The sequence below is a fragment of the Paracoccaceae bacterium genome (assembly GCA_012103375.1).
GTDB lineage: Bacteria > Pseudomonadota > Alphaproteobacteria > Rhodobacterales > Rhodobacteraceae > WLWX01.
This window is the reverse complement of sequence record WLWX01000001.1, coordinates 3572376-3586910: the sequence shown is the minus strand read 5'-3', so window position 1 is coordinate 3586910 and position 14535 is coordinate 3572376. Positions and strand designations below refer to the sequence as shown.

Here is a 14535-nt window from a genome sequence, read left to right as displayed (position 1 = left end):
CATGTCGCGCGCATTTGACTATTTCGTCGTCTTCGCGGCCATGCGGACAGGTTCGAATTTTCTTGAGGCAAGCCTGAATGGCTATGGCGACCTCTGCTGTCACGGCGAACTGTTCAATCCGCATTTCATTGGCCATGAAGGCTGCCGGAAACATGCCGGCGTCCCGATCGAGGCGCGCGATCAGGACCCCCTTGGCTTTTTCGAAACGCTGCGCGCCGAAACCGCGGGTCTGTCAGGGTTTCGGTTCTTCAACGATCATGACCTACGCGTTTTGAAGGCCGCACTGGCCGACCCGCGTGCCGCCAAGATCATCCTGACCCGCAATCCGCTGGACAGCTATGTCAGCCTGAAAATTGCCAGGGCAACCGGGCAGTGGCGGCTGGGCGGCAAGGCCAAGGCGAAAACCGCGACGATTGATTTTGATGCCGATGAATTCCGCGCCCATCTTGATGCGCAGGGCACGTTCCGCAAAACCCTGCTGCGGGCATTGCCGGTCAACGGGCAGACGGGCTTTCACATCGCCTATGACGACCTGCGCAATGTCGATGTGCTGAACGGCATGGCACGCTGGCTGGGCAGCACCGAACAGAAACCGGCAGTGTCCAAAAAGACCCGGGTACAGAACCCCGCGCCCCTGTCCGAGAAGGTGCGCAATTTCGATCAAATGACGCGCGCGTTGGCCGACATGGATCAGTTTGGCGCATTCGACATCGGCCTGCCCGAACCGCGCCGAGGCAGCCATATTCCGCATTATGCGGGCGCAGAAACCGCCCCGCTGCTGTTCATGCCGCTTCCGGGCGGTCCGCGCGATTCGATCATCGACTGGCTGGGGCGCATCGACGGTGCCGCGCCGGTTCGCGATTTCAACCAGAAGACGCTGCGCCAGTGGATGCGCAAACATGTACCCCATCAGAGTTTCACCGTATTGCGCCACCCGCTGGCGCGTGCCCACCACATGTTCGCAACCCACATTCTGCCTGTTTCCGACACAACATTCCTGGCAATCCGCGACCTGCTTCGCGACCGGCATGACATGAGCGTCCCCGACACAACGCCCGGCAAAGATTGGAGCCGCAAGCAGCATCACGACGCGTTTCTGATGTTCCTGAACTTCCTGAAGGCGAACCTGGCCGGGCAGACTCCGGCGCGGATTGATCCGGGGTGGTCCAGCCAAGTCGGGCTGATCCGTGGTTTTGCCGAGTTTGGGCCGCCCGATGTCCTGCTGCGTGAACATCAGCTTCAGACCGGCCTGGTCCGCCTTGCTGATGACGCAGGTGTGGACGCTAAGGTTTGCGCCCCCGAGCCACCTGCGCAGCCCTGGACGCTGGATCAGATCTGGTCAGCAGATCTGGAACAGGCCTGCCGCGCGGCCTATGCCCGCGACTATCTGATATTCGGGTGGCAGGACTGGTCTGCCATCAATCCTCATCCCGGATGAACTGAGGCAGCTACGTCAGAAATCAGCCGGTTACCGGATGAAAGATCTGCCTCGTCAGGTTTCAACGAAAGGCTTCAAGCGGCCTTGGAATCGCGAATTGGCGCATCCGTCAGAATCGCATGCAGCGTCGTCAGGTCTGTTGTCGACCTAAGCTTGGTGCAAATCTCTTCATCACGCATGGTCCGTGCGATCAGCGCCAGCGCTTTCAGGTGGTCGACGCCAGCATTGGCCGGGGCCAGCAAGGCAAAAACAAGATCAATCGGCTGCCGGTCGGCGGAACCGAAATCCAGCGGGCGTTCAAGACGCACAAAAACGCCACGGATTTCGTCCAGTTCAGCAATGCGCGCATGTGGCAGCGCAACGCCATGCCCGACGCCGGTGCAACCCAACGTCTCTCGGGCTTGAAGGGCATCGGCCACATCGCGTGCGGGCAATCCGTGGATCAATGCGGCAGTTTCCGAGATATCCTGCAACAATCGCTTCTTGCTGGAAACGGCATTTATAACCCGCACCGCATGCGCATTCAGTATGCTGTTGAGCATCATTGGCAGTCTGGTCTTTCCTTCAGCGCCAGCAGAACGGCGCGCGTTGATCGGTCAGGCCGGATCGATCCAGCCGATGTTTCCGTCATCTCTTCGATACACGATATTGACCGCCTTGTCCTGACCTTCCTTGCGAAAAACCAGAACCGGCGCCCCGGCGAGTTCCATTTGCATCACGGCCTCTCCGACAGAGAGGGACGGAATCTTTGCCTCCATTTCGGCAATGATCATGGGTTGCAGCGATTCGGGCTCGGCCTCTTCCGGCCCCTCATTTGCGGCGAGGATATAGGAGGCTGCGGCAGATAATTCAACCGGTTGCGCGCGATCCTTGTGGTGATCTTTCAAGCGGCGCTTGTAACGACGCAACTGTTTGTCCAGCTTTTCGGTACATTGATCAAATGCAGCGTAAATTTCAGTGTCATGGGCGCGCGCCTGCGTCGTCAGACCGGTCGACAGATGCACAATTGTCTCACACACAAACTCATGCGCGCTTTTGGAGAAGATCACTTGTGCGTCCGTGGGACGCTGGGCGTATTTTTCCACCACGCTGCCCAATTCGTTGCGCACATGGGTCTGAAGTGCTTCACCAATGTCGATTTGCCGTCCGCTGATCTGATATTTCACGCAACTCTCCTTCTTGTCATGCAAGGTATTGAATACACGTCATTTTGGCGGCCCGTTTGACCCACATCAACCATAGGGTTTCCCGATGCGAAACGCAGATTTTCTGGTGATCTGAGGAACATCCGAACCATGGCGCAAAATGGCGCATCGGATCGTATCAATGGTCGGGCAGTGCCGTGCATTGACCCCATTTGGCGTCCAAACAGACCGTGCTGTCAATGGATTTTCACACAGACGGGGTGTCTGGCGTCACATCGCGCGAAAGCTATTGCCCAGATAGACGCGGCGCACATTCTCGTCATTGATGACCTGTTCGGCGGTCCCGCTCATCAAAACCGAGCCATCGTGAAGGATGTAGGCATGATCGACAATTTCCAGCGTTTCGCGCACGTTGTGATCTGTGATCAGAACACCCAGGCCCCGATCGCGCAACTGCGCCACCAGCGACCGAATCTCGCCCACGGCGATCGGATCGACGCCTGCAAAAGGTTCGTCCAGCAACAGATATTTGGGGTCGGCGGCCAAACAGCGCGCAATTTCAACCCGGCGCCGCTCCCCGCCTGACAGGCTCAGCGCGGCAGCGCGGCGCAGATGCGTGATGGAAAATTCGCCCAGCAGATCCTCAAGCATGTCGCGCCGCCGCTTGCGGTTTCGCACCGACAGTTCCAGGATCGACATGATGTTGTCTTCGACCGTCATTCCCCGGAAGATCGACACTTCCTGCGGCAGATATCCAATGCCAAGACGGGCGCGACGATACATCGGCAGGTTGGTCACATCGCGGCCATCAATCACCACCTGACCACCCTCGGGCGAAACAAGTCCGGCAATCGCATAAAAGCACGAGGTCTTCCCAGACCCGTTCGGCCCCAGCAGCGCGACGACCTCACCCCGGTGCAACTCCAACGAGACATCGCGGATCACCGGACGCTTGCGATAGCTTTTGCGCAGGTTAATGACCTGCAACCCGGATTCACCGGGCGCGAGACTTAGGTGAGGGCTGTTCAATTGCCGGTGCTCAGCACGGTGCGAACCCGCCCTTCGATGACGCCCGACCCGTTGTTGAGGTTGATGCGCAGGCTATTGCCGGCAATCGCGGTTTGGCCCTGGGTCATGATCACATCACCGCTCAGGTTTATCGTGCCTGCGTCGATGTTATAAACGGCCTCGCGCGCTTCGGCGGCTTCTGCGCCATTCACCAGCGTCACACCGCCCGAAGCGCGCATGGTCTGAATCTCACCTGTGCCGTCGCTGCTGGTCTGATCGGCATAGACGACGCGCACACGCGACGCCGAAAGCCGCATGGCCCCTTGCGAAATCAACACGTTACCGCTGAAAATCGCGGTTCCGTCGCCCTGGTCAATCTCCAGCTTGTCAGCCGCCACTTCAACCGGCTGCGAGGTATCATGGCTTAGCCCGCCAAAGGCGACCGAGGCCTGTGCCAGTGCGACATTCGGGGCCGCCAGGGCCAGCGCCAGCCCGAGGGCGCATACACGTACAAAACTCACGGTGTGTCATCCTTCTGTTCTGTGGGGTCGTATATCAGGTTGATGCGGTCCTTGAAAACCACAACATAGCCATCGTCCGTTTCCAGCAATTCCATCTGTCCGGCGGTCAGCTTCCCGACGGGTCCATCTGCTGTCACTTCGCCCGCGCTGGCAACACTGGTCTGATCCAGGGTCGAGGTGAATGTCTCGGCCTCGATCCGGTAGCCGGTCGAGGTCAGGATTGTCACGCCGTCACCCATCACCAGTTGCTTCGCGTCCTGATCCAGCTCGGCCGTTGGCGCTTCGAAATGCATCGTGCCCCCGTCCGAGGTTTCGATGTTGGCGCGCACCTTTTCGGCCAGATACTGCCCTTCGGCCCCGCCGCGCGGCTGGGCGCGGTCTGCCGCAAAACTCACCGATGATCCGTCATCCGTCATCGTCGCAAAGGACGGTCCGGTGATATGTTCATCGCTAAGCAGTTGTTCCAGCCGCAATTCATCAAACGGCGGCGGCTGATCCAGCGACACCCGCTTGGACACAAGAAAAACGGTCGACAGGATGATCAACGCACCCAGCGGCAGCGCCAGGCGCAGGGCCTTGACCGTTTTGGTATAGGTGTCGTCAGTTCGCGCCATGTCTGACAGATACGTCCTTCGCAGCGGCGCGCCAAGCGCGGGTCGGTTAATGTGCGAAAATATCCATCTCGGGCCAGCCAGCCAGATCCAGTGCGGCCCTTGACGGCAGGAAATCAAACGCTGCCTGCGCCAGGTCCAGGCGGCCTTCACGCTCCAGCCGCTCGATCAGCTTCTCACGCATTTTGTGCAGGTAAAGGACATCGGAGGCCGCATAATCAATCTGCGCTTTGCTGAGCGTTGCTGCCCCCCAGTCGCTGGATTGCTGCTGCTTAGAAATATCGACGCCCAGCAGCTCATCCGTCAGGTTCTTCAGCCCGTGACGATCCGTATAGGTCCGCACCAGTTTCGATGCGATCTTGGTGCACCAGACCGGCGACGCAAGAACCCCAAAAGCGTGTTGCATCACCGCGATATCAAACCGGCCGAATTGGAACAGCTTCAGGACATTCGGATCACCCAGCATCGCGGTCAGATTCGGCGCCTCGGTCTGGCCCTTGGCGATCTGAACCAAATGCGCGTCCCCGTCACCGGATGACATCTGCACCAGGCACAGACGGTCCCGATGCGGGATCAGGCCCATGGTTTCGCAGTCGATGGCCACGATCGGGCCAAGGTCCAGCCCATCGGGCAAATCGTTCTGATGCAGGTGATTGGTCATGTGACGTCCAAATTGCCGCGGTGCCGCGCCTTACCGCTCGAAGTGGTCGTCAGGCAAGGGCAAACCTGCGACGTCATCCAAAAGCGCCGCGCAATCCGACCACCTTGCGCGCGCACATGTGGCCTGCCAACAGGACCTCAGCCTCGGACGCGCCACTGGCCCATGCGGCCAGATATCCGCCATTGAAACTGTCGCCAGCGGCGGTTGTGTCAACGATGGTTTCAGCAGGTGGATAGATCTGATCGTACTGCTGCCCGCCAAGGGAGAGCGGGCCTTCCTCGCCACGCTTCAACGCACCCAGTTTCAATCCGTAAGAATTCAGCCTTGCATGCACGGCATCCGGATCGGCATCGCCGAAAATCGCCATCTCATCATCAACCGATGGCAGGCCGATATCCGTAATCGCCCATGCCCGCTGAATAACCTCACGGGCGGTTGCGGCATCTTCCCACAGGCGGGGGCGGAAGTTGGAATCAAAGATCACCAACCCGCCGTTGGCGCGATATCCTGACAACCAGTCCAGCAGCGTGGTGCGGATATCTGGCGGCAGAATCGCCAGCGTAATTGCCGAAAGACACAAGGCATCGAACGTCGCAAGCTGGTCGAATTCCGGCCCGATCCTGGGCTGAAACAGGCTGCGCGCAGCAGATGAATCGCGCCAATAGGCAAAGCTGCGCTCGCCCGCCGCGTCGGTCGAGATTGCATAAAGCCCCGGCATATGCGCTGCACTGCGGATCACCAGATCGTCGCGGATCCCCTCTGCCCGGATGAAGTCGGCGATCCGGTCGGACATCGGATCAGTGCCGATTGTGTTGAAAAACTCCGTTTTAGGGCCTGAACGATGATTTTTCTTTCCATGCAGCCCGATCCTAAATTTTTGGCGCGGGGGTCGGCCCAAATCGCCTACATGCGCTCACGCGCAGCCATGCGCTGTCTCGTGGTCAAAGCTTTCCGACTATTTCGCTTCATAGGTTTTCGCAAGAAATCCGCGACGCTCTGATTTCGGAGTTTTTCAACACAATCTGCCAAGTGCCGTGACATAGGCCACATCCCCGGACCAGTTGCGGCGCAGGTAAACGGCGGTGTTCAGCGTGTCGCCTGCAACTGCGATGCGGGCCGTATCGCCGGTGCCGGCAAGCGACAGTTCGATCATCGCTTCGCCAATGCAGGCGATCCGTTTCGGGCGGATATTCCAGCGGCTATCTGTATGGGTTTCCATCATGGCCGCACCCTATCAGGGACCGCAGCAGGCGAAAGCCCTTGGCCAAGGCGGGCGGAACCGGCTAACAGGAAGACGAACGACTGTTCCCTGCGCAAAGGCCCTGATCGCGTCCGTGACCAACCAGACCTCCAGTACCCGCCGTCCGCTGACCCTCAGGGATGTGTCAGAAGTTGCAGGCGTCAGCGAAATGACCGTCAGCCGCGTCTTGCGCCAGCGTGGCGATGTGTCGATTGCAACGCGCGACAAGGTCCTCGAGGCGGCAAAGCGCATTGGCTATGTCCCCAACAAGATCGCCGGGGCGCTGGCCTCAAGCCAGGTCAATCTGGTCGCTGTCATCATCCCGTCACTGTCAAACATGGTCTTCCCCGAAGTGATGACCGGCGTGTCCGAGGTGCTGGACGAAACACCCCTGCAACCCGTGGTCGGCGTGACGCATTATTCGCCCGAACGGGAAGAAAAGGTGCTGTACGAAATGCTGTCGTGGCGGCCCTCTGGCGTGATCATTGCCGGGCTTGAACATTCCGAGGCCGCGCGCGCGATGCTGAAAGCCTCTGGCATTCCAATTGTCGAGATTATGGATGTCGATGGCGACGCTGTGGATTCCGTCGTCGGGATATCCCATCGCCGCGCGGGCCGCGAAATGGCGCAGGAGATCATCCGCCGCGGTCACAGGCGCATCGGCTTTCTGGGCACCATCATGCCATTGGATCACCGCGCCCGGAAACGCTTTGAAGGCTTCACCGAAGCGCTGGCCAAGGCCGGGCTGGAGGTTGCCGACAAGGAGTTTTATTCCGGCGGCTCGGCGCTGGCCAAAGGGCGCGAGATGACGGCGGCGATGCTGGCACGCTCACCCGACATCGATTTCCTGTATTATTCCAACGATATGATCGGGATGGGCGGGCTGTTGCATTGTCAGGAAGCGGGGATCGACGTTCCCGGCAAGATCGGCCTTGCCGGGTTCAACGATCTGGAACTGCTGGACGGCCTGCCGACACGGCTGGCAACCATGGATTCGATGCGGATCGAGATTGGGCGCGCAGCTGCCAGGATCATCGCCGATGGCGCAGCGCAGCAACGGGTCGAGATGTCGCCGTCGCTGCATGCGGGCGGAACGCTCAGACCGGCGTAATCAGACCAGCCTAATCAGGCCGGGCCAAACGCCGATATGACGCGGCATGCCGCCTCCACAACCGGATCATGGGTTTCCTTCAGGATCGACACGCGATCAAACCGATCCGGGTCAGCGCCCACCGCTTTGCGCAGTGCCGCGCCAAAGGCCATCCGCAGTTCGGTCCCGATATTGAACTTGCAGATCGCGGTTTCGCGCGCCAGTCGCACCCGCTGTTCCACCGGCACGCCCGAGCCGCCGTGGATCACCAGCGGCACATCCGTGACCGCCTGAATCGCAGCAATCCGCGCCTCATCCAGGCCACCTTCCTTGTCCTGTTGCAGATGCACGTTCCCGACCGAGATCGCCATCGCATCGACGCCGGATTCGCGGGCAAACTGCGCCGCCTCGTCCGGGTCGGTCCCGGCCGAGCCTTCACCGCCGGAATAGCCGACGAATCCAATCTCACCCTCGCAGGAAATCCCGCCCCGATGCGCCAGTTCGGCGACCTTCGCGGTCTCATCAATGTTTTGCAGCAGTGGTTTGCGCGATCCGTCGAACATTAGGGAAGTGAACCCGCTGTCGAGTGCCTGCTGGCAATCCTCGAACGTATAACCATGATCCAGATGGGCAACGACGGGGACGCTGGCGCTTTCGGCCAGATGCCGGAACATCTTGCCCAGTATCGGCAGCGGCGTATGTTCGCGACAGGACGGCCCGGCCTGCAGGATGACGGGGCAATCCGCAGCCTCGGCCGCTGCCACATAGGCGCGCATATCCTCCCAACCAAGGGTGACCAGCCCGCCAACGGCATAGTTGCCTTTCAACGCGGGCTGCAGAACCTCGGCGAGGGTCGCAAGCGTCATTTGAACTTCGCAATCATGTCCTTGATGCCTGGAATAGTCTCGATCTGATAGGCGTGGCTTGGCTGGAAATACTGAACCAGTGACCGCTGGCTTAGCCCGCCAAGGATGGTGAAATAATACATTTCGTACCCCGGCAGAACCGCACATGGGTGATAGCCGTTGTCGATACAGATCGTGGAGCCATCGACAATGTGATAGGCGTCGCCCGATTTGCCATCCTCGCGCTGAAGCATCTGCACGCCAGACCCGTGATTGGGGCGGAAGCGGAAGTTATAGGTCTCATCATGGCGGGTTTCGTCGGGGAGGCGGTTGGTGTCGTGCTTGTGGCTGGGGAAACCGGACCAGCCGCCCTGACCCACGGTGAACAGCTCACTCACCAGAAGCCGCCCGACCTTGTCGTGCTGTTTCTGGCCCAGAATATGCTTGATTTTCCGATGTGTTTTGGTGTCGTCGCTGCCGTATTGCACCAGGTCCAACTGGTCCGCGCGCACTGCGAAAGGCTCCAGAACTTCGTCGTATTTCGCACCGGCGACGAAAACCTCGGCAGCGTCGGACGTGCAGATCATGCGCGCCTTGGCGCCCGAGGGGACATAGACGCCTTCGGGCTCACCATCCCAGACATCCACGCCGCGCCCGCCGAGCGCTTTGGCGGTGAACCCCTCAACCTCAACATCGACCGTTCCGGTTGCGGGCACGATGCAGGTTTCAAACCCCGGCACCTGATAGTCGAACGCCTGGTCCTTGGTCAGCTTGACGATGTTGAAATAGTTCAGCGGAACGGTTGTGTCGCCCGCATCCACAATGGGTTTGTTCTGATTGTCGAAAGGGGCGATGTGCATGGGCTGATTGTGTTGAAAAACTCCGAAATCAGAGCGTCGCGGATTTCTTGCGAAAACCTATGAAGCGAAATAGTCGGAAAGCTTTGACCACGAGACAGCGCATGGCTGCGCGTGAGCGCATGTAGGCGATTTGGGCCGACCCCCGCGCCAAAAATTTAGGATCGGGCTGCATGGAAAGAAAAATCATCGTTCAGGCCCTAAAACGGAGTTTTTCAACACAATCGGCTAAGCCTCGGTTGGGCCGGGATGAGCGGCCAGGAAGTCTTCCAATTGTTCCGTATTTGGCATCGCGGGCGCGCAACCCGGTTTCGCCACGACGATGGATGCACAGGCCGAACCGCGCAGAATCGCCTCGCGCAGCGGGAACCCAGCGGCAAGACCGGCCATCAGCCCGGCCATGAAACTGTCGCCTGCACCGGTGGGTTTAAGGGCCGTGGCCGGATAAATCCCGGTGCGAATCTCTGCATTATCCGCGAAGGTGATCGCGCCTTTTTCACCCATTTTATAGATCACGATGCTGGCCGTCGTACCCGCCAGTTCACGCGCCTTGGCCAGACCTTCTGAGATATCCCCGGCCATGAAACCAAATTCTTCGTCATTGCCGACGATCATGTCCGACAAAGCCCCGGCGCGGGACAGGACATCTGCGGCAACCTGTGCAGATGGCCAGGAATAGGGTCGATAATCGACATCAAAAATGATCGGCACGCCTGCGGCTTTCGCCAATTCAAACGCGCGGAACGTGGCGCTGCGCGACGGTTCGGCAGCGAATACCGTGCCGGCCGTGATTAACGCGCCAAAGCGCGCGTAATCCACCGCTTCCACATCCGCTTCGGACATCTGAAAATCTGCCGCGCCGTTGCGATAGATCACAGTCTGGTGGTCCTCGACCCGGCTTTCATAAACGGCGAGCGAATTGCGGTATTCCCCGCCAACGGCGCGCACATGCGCGGCATCAACGCCATAGTGCTGCAACTGATTGACGCAATACCGCCCGATGGAATCGTCCGATACACAGGTCACCAGAGCCGCCTTGCCGCCGAACTTGCAAATTCCTGCGGCGATATTGGCCGACGACCCGCCAAGGCCCGCGACAAATTCGGTCGCATCTTCGGTCCTGGTGCCAGCCGGATGTGGCGAGAAATCCATTCCCGCGCGTCCAATCACCAGAAAGTCGTTGCGGGCGATTCCCGCTAACAGATCGCTCACTTGCGGCCCTCGGCGTTCACAGCGTCTGCGGTGTCCAGAACCTCGGGGTATTTATAGTTCAGACCCAGCAATTGCCGCATCTGCGGGCTGGCAGCATCCATGAAGCTTTGCGCCAAGGCGCCGGGCATATCTTCCAGCGGGGCGACGAATTTCGGGACATAGTTGATCAGCACCGCATTGCGTTCGTGATCCGAGTTATTGGGCATCGCGCAATGCCAGGCGGCCCCGAAAAACAGCACCGTGTCGCCCGGTTCCCCGGTCATCCGGGCGCAATTCTTGTAGAAATCCGCCTGTTCCTCCGGGGTCGGATAACGCAGGTCTTTTTGCGTGCCGGGCAAATAGGCCGTCGCGCCGCTTTCGTCGGTGAACGGGTCCAAAATGATCGAGATCTGCGCGTTCATCGGGAAGGACGCGTTCAACCCCATCGGGTGCGAATCTGGTTTGTGAAAGTCCCAATAGGGGAAGTCCACATGGGGTTCCTGCCCCGGCCCACCCGGCAGGATACGGTTTGCCGCGATCGAGCCCATGATGAATTCGTTCCCCAGAAACCGCGACAGGATCTTCATCACGGTTGGTTCTTCGGCCATGCGGGAAAAGACATCGCCCTTGGCCAGCAGGTTCCAGACCCGGCGTTGCAGGTTCAGTTTGCCGTCATCTGCTGCTGCCCCCTGAAAATGCGTGACCTTCACCGCATCCGCATCGGAATACTCCATGATGATCTGGCGCGCCTCGGCGATGTCGGCGTCTGAAAACAGGCCTTTCAGTTTCACCGCTCCGGCGCCGTTCATCAACTCATCACAGATCTCAACCGGATCGGCGGTTGCGGCGGTATAGGTCTTCATCGCTCAGATTCCTTTTCGCTGGCGGCTGCGCGCAGCTTCGATTTCGGCATGTGCCGCATTGATGCCCGGCTTGTCGCTGATGTGGGGCGTTCCAACCTCCCACCAGGTGTGACCTTCTGTTGTCCAACCCTCATAGGGGTCCACCTGCATGACAATCACGCTGGTCTTGTCGGCAGCCTGGGCGCGCTTGAACGCCTCGGCGAGTTCAGCGGGGTTCGAGACTGTTTCGGCATTCGCCCCTATCGCCCGTGCATGGCTTTCAAAATCCACTGCGAAGGGGTCCGGCACCGTCGGGCAATCGGCGATCAGGTTGTTGAAGCTTTCCTGCCCGGTGTTGTTTTGCAGCTTGTTGATCACCGCGAATCCGCCATTGTCCAGCACGACAACGATCATTTTCTTCTGTGTCAGAACCGACGAATAAATGTCCGAGTTCATCAGCAGATAGGCCCCGTCCCCGACCAGCGAGACGACGTCGGCCTCAGGCTCTTTCTCCGCCTGGGCAATCCGCGCGCCCCAGGCGCCGGCAATCTCGTACCCCATGCAGGAAAAGCCGAACTCCACGTCCACGGTGCCGATATCCAGCGTGCGCCAGTTGGCGGTGACTTCGGCAGGCAGCCCCCCGGCGGCGGTGACCACCCGGTCACGCTTGCCCATCAATTCATTCACCACGCCGATGGCCTGCGCATAGGAATTCGGGCGATTCCCGGGCGTCACGTTCTCGGCGACATAGGCGTCCCATTTCGCCCGCTCGGCCTGGGCGCGCACTGTCCAGCCGTCGGGCGCGGAATACATTGCCGTCGCTTTGCCCAGCGCCTCCAGCCCCAGTTTCGCGTCCCCGACCACCGGCAGCGCCATATGCTTGCCCGCATCGTGGCGTGCTGCATTGATCGAGATAAACTTTGCGTCCCCCGCAAACGCTGTCCAGGACCCGGTGGTGAAGTCCTGAAGGCGGCTTCCGACCGAAACGATGACATCTGCGCGTTCGGCAATCGCATTCGCGGAATTCGACCCCGTGACGCCGATCGGCCCGATATTCAGTGGATGGCCTGCCACCATATTCGCCCGCCCGGCGATGGTTTCGACCACGGGAATATTCAACCCTTCGGCAAAGGCGGTCAGTTCGGCCACAGCGCGCGAATACTGAACGCCACCTCCGGCGATGATCATCGGACGTTCGGCCGTTTTCAGCAGCGCCGCAGCCTCGGCAACCTCGGACTGATCAGGTGCCTGACGACGAATCCGGTGCGTCCGTTCGGCGAAAAACTCCACCGGATAGTCATAGGTCCAGCCCTGCACATCCTGTGGCAGCGCGATGAACGCCGGGCCGCAATCAGCCGGGTCCAGCATCGTGGCAAGGGCGGCGGGAAGGCTCTGAACCACCTGTGCGGGATGGGTGATCCGATCCCAGTATCGGGTGACCGTCTGGAAGCCGTCATTCAGACCCAGCGCGGGGTTCCCGTAATGCTCCAACTGTTGCAGAACCGGATCCGGCAGCCGGGTCTGATAGGCGTCACCGCACAGCATCAGCATCGGCAGGCGGTTGGCATGGGCCAGCGCGCTGGCGGTATAGAGGTTCGCCGTCCCCGGTCCGGCGCTGGCCGTGCACAGCATGAAGCGCTGGCGCAGGTGGTACTTAGCATAAGCCGCCGCCGCAAAGCCCATGCTCTGTTCGTTCTGGCCCCTGTAAAGCGGCAGGATATCGCGGTGATCCCACAGCGCTTCACCCAGGCAAGGCACGTTGCCATGGCCGAATATGCCGAAGCCGCCGCCGCAAACGCGGGTCTTTTCGCCGTCGATCTCGATAAACTGTGCCGCCAGATAGCGGACGATGGCCTGCGCGGTGGTCAGGGTGACAGTGCTCATGGTGTCCTCATCGAAAATGGCCCATTGACCACAGGGCGCGATTGAAGATACTCGTTTTGCAACCGGTTGCAAACGGTTTTTGGTGGGAGGCGCTTCATGGCCGAAATCGGCATAGGTATCGTGGGCGGTGGCTATATGGGCAAGGCCCATTCGGCTGCATTTGCCAGTGTCGGCACCATCTTCGAGACCCGCCTGAAGCCGCGACTTGCCGCGATCTGCGGCTCTGGCCCGGGCAGCAGCGCACGCTATGCCAAAGCCTATGGATTCGCGCGCGGTGCGGCGGATTGGGCCGATCTGGTGAATGATCCTTCGGTCGAAGCGGTGGTCATCGCCTCACCGCAAAGCACCCATCGTGACATCGCCGAGGCTGCGCTGGCCCTTGGCAAACCTGTTCTGTGCGAAAAGCCGATGGGCCTGCACGTTGAAGATGCCCGCGCAATGGTGGCCGCCGCCGACAAGGCCGGGGTCGCCAACCAGGTCGCTTATAACTACGCCCGCACGCCGGCGACGCAATACGCGCGCCAGCTTATCGCGGATGGCGCACTGGGGCAGATCACCCATTTTCGCGGCGAACACACCGAAGATTTTCACAACGACACCGGCATCGCCGCCTGGCGATACTCGGGCGAGGCGAACGGGTGTCTTGGCGATCTGGCGCCCCACGCAATCAACGCCGCACTGGCCCTGATGGGACCGATTGCCGAGCTGAACGCGGTGATGGAAACGGTGCATCCAACGCGCGGCGGCATCCCGGTGACGAATGACGATCAGGTACAAATGATGGTGCGTTTTGCCAGTGGCGTCGGCGGTCACATCACCGCCAGCCGGGTCGCGACCGGGCGCAAGATGGGCTATGCCTATGAGGTGTTTGGAACCGAGGGCGCGATCCGCTTTGATCAGGAAGATCAGAACGCATTGTGGCTGTACCACGCCGATGCGCCGCCCGAACAACGCGGGTTCCGCAAGATCCTGACCGGCCCGGCGCACCCGGATTACCTGCCGTTCTGCAAGGGGCCGGGGCATGGCACCGGTTATCAGGATCAGATCATAATCGAGGCGCATGACTTTCTGCGTGCCATCGACACCGGGCAGGCGATTTGGCCCACGTTCCGGGCTGGTCTGGAAGTTCAACAGGTCGTCGCGGCAACCCGTGCGTCACATGCATCACGAAGCTGGCAAACCGTCAGCGATTTTTAGCCCGG

Annotated in this window: 17 protein-coding genes; 3 read left to right on the top strand and 14 right to left on the bottom strand. The window is 60.2% G+C overall.

All coding sequences use genetic code 11. The features are described from left to right. Position 1 precedes the first annotated feature (1 nt). Entirely contained in the window at positions 2–1438 is a 1437-nt protein-coding gene (locus tag GKR99_18345; GenBank protein ID NKB29407.1) for a nodulation protein NodH, read from the top strand. Positions 1439–1512: 74 nt separating this feature from the next. Here the strand turns inward: GKR99_18345 and GKR99_18340 are convergent, their stop codons facing one another. The 9 genes from GKR99_18340 to GKR99_18300 form a co-directional block, all read right to left on the bottom strand. Then, on the bottom strand, positions 1513–1983 hold the full coding sequence (locus GKR99_18340; GenBank protein NKB29406.1) for a PTS lactose transporter subunit IIC: 471 nt from the start codon (positions 1981–1983) through the stop codon (positions 1513–1515). Between the two features lie 51 nt (positions 1984–2034). After that, positions 2035–2604, bottom strand: a complete 570-nt coding sequence (raiA, locus tag GKR99_18335) for a ribosome-associated translation inhibitor RaiA (GenBank protein NKB29405.1) — start codon at positions 2602–2604, stop codon at positions 2035–2037. Between the two features lie 249 nt (positions 2605–2853). Beyond that, positions 2854–3612 (bottom strand): LPS export ABC transporter ATP-binding protein, encoded by a 759-nt coding sequence (gene lptB, locus GKR99_18330; protein ID NKB29404.1) that lies wholly within the window; start codon positions 3610–3612, stop codon positions 2854–2856. Beyond that, a complete protein-coding gene (locus GKR99_18325) occupies positions 3609–4082 on the bottom strand; it encodes a lipopolysaccharide transport periplasmic protein LptA (GenBank protein ID NKB29403.1) in 474 nt (157 codons plus the stop codon). The genes lptB and GKR99_18325 overlap by 4 nt, the downstream gene beginning before the upstream one ends. Before the next feature lie 26 nt (positions 4083–4108). After that, positions 4109–4726 (bottom strand): hypothetical protein, encoded by a 618-nt coding sequence (locus tag GKR99_18320; protein ID NKB29402.1) that lies wholly within the window; start codon positions 4724–4726, stop codon positions 4109–4111. Positions 4727–4772: 46 nt separating this feature from the next. Then, positions 4773–5384: a ribonuclease D gene (locus tag GKR99_18315; protein ID NKB29401.1), complete on the bottom strand. Its 612-nt coding sequence runs from the start codon at positions 5382–5384 to the stop codon at positions 4773–4775. 73 nt (positions 5385–5457) lie between these two features. Then, entirely contained in the window at positions 5458–6282 is an 825-nt protein-coding gene (locus GKR99_18310) for a sugar kinase (GenBank protein NKB29400.1), read from the bottom strand. Between the two features lie 5 nt (positions 6283–6287). Next, positions 6288–6425: a hypothetical protein gene (locus GKR99_18305; GenBank protein ID NKB29399.1), complete on the bottom strand. Its 138-nt coding sequence runs from the start codon at positions 6423–6425 to the stop codon at positions 6288–6290. After that, positions 6397–6606, bottom strand: coding sequence for a hypothetical protein (locus GKR99_18300; GenBank protein ID NKB29398.1), 210 nt, complete (start codon positions 6604–6606; stop codon positions 6397–6399). Before GKR99_18300 ends, GKR99_18305 begins: the two co-directional genes overlap by 29 nt. Here GKR99_18300 and GKR99_18295 point away from each other — a divergent pair. Then, positions 6605–7735 (top strand): LacI family DNA-binding transcriptional regulator, encoded by a 1131-nt coding sequence (locus GKR99_18295; protein ID NKB29397.1) that lies wholly within the window; start codon positions 6605–6607, stop codon positions 7733–7735. The two genes, GKR99_18300 and GKR99_18295, sit on opposite strands and share 2 nt — an antisense overlap. A 14-nt stretch (positions 7736–7749) precedes the next feature. Here the strand turns inward: GKR99_18295 and GKR99_18290 are convergent, their stop codons facing one another. The 5 genes from GKR99_18290 to iolD all read right to left on the bottom strand — a co-directional run bounded on the left by GKR99_18290 (position 7750) and on the right by iolD (position 13333). After that, the gene (locus tag GKR99_18290; protein NKB29396.1) at positions 7750–8580 is read right to left on the bottom strand and encodes a class II fructose-bisphosphate aldolase; all 831 of its coding nucleotides are present in this window, start codon (positions 8578–8580) and stop codon (positions 7750–7752) included. Continuing rightward, on the bottom strand, positions 8577–9419 hold the full coding sequence (locus GKR99_18285; protein ID NKB29395.1) for a 5-deoxyglucuronate isomerase: 843 nt from the start codon (positions 9417–9419) through the stop codon (positions 8577–8579). Before GKR99_18285 ends, GKR99_18290 begins: the two co-directional genes overlap by 4 nt. A gap of 225 nt (positions 9420–9644) precedes the next feature. Continuing rightward, the gene (iolC, locus tag GKR99_18280) at positions 9645–10628 is read right to left on the bottom strand and encodes a 5-dehydro-2-deoxygluconokinase (protein ID NKB29394.1); all 984 of its coding nucleotides are present in this window, start codon (positions 10626–10628) and stop codon (positions 9645–9647) included. Then, a complete protein-coding gene (locus tag GKR99_18275; protein NKB29393.1) occupies positions 10625–11470 on the bottom strand; it encodes a phytanoyl-CoA dioxygenase in 846 nt (281 codons plus the stop codon). The genes iolC and GKR99_18275 overlap by 4 nt, the downstream gene beginning before the upstream one ends. Positions 11471–11473: 3 nt before the next feature. Continuing rightward, complete coding sequence (iolD, locus tag GKR99_18270; GenBank protein ID NKB29392.1) at positions 11474–13333, bottom strand: 3D-(3,5/4)-trihydroxycyclohexane-1,2-dione acylhydrolase (decyclizing); 1860 nt, start codon at positions 13331–13333, stop codon at positions 11474–11476. Positions 13334–13429: 96 nt separating this feature from the next. Between iolD and GKR99_18265 the strand changes: the two genes are divergently transcribed. After that, positions 13430–14530 (top strand): gfo/Idh/MocA family oxidoreductase, encoded by a 1101-nt coding sequence (locus GKR99_18265; GenBank protein NKB29391.1) that lies wholly within the window; start codon positions 13430–13432, stop codon positions 14528–14530. Positions 14531–14535 lie beyond the last annotated feature (5 nt).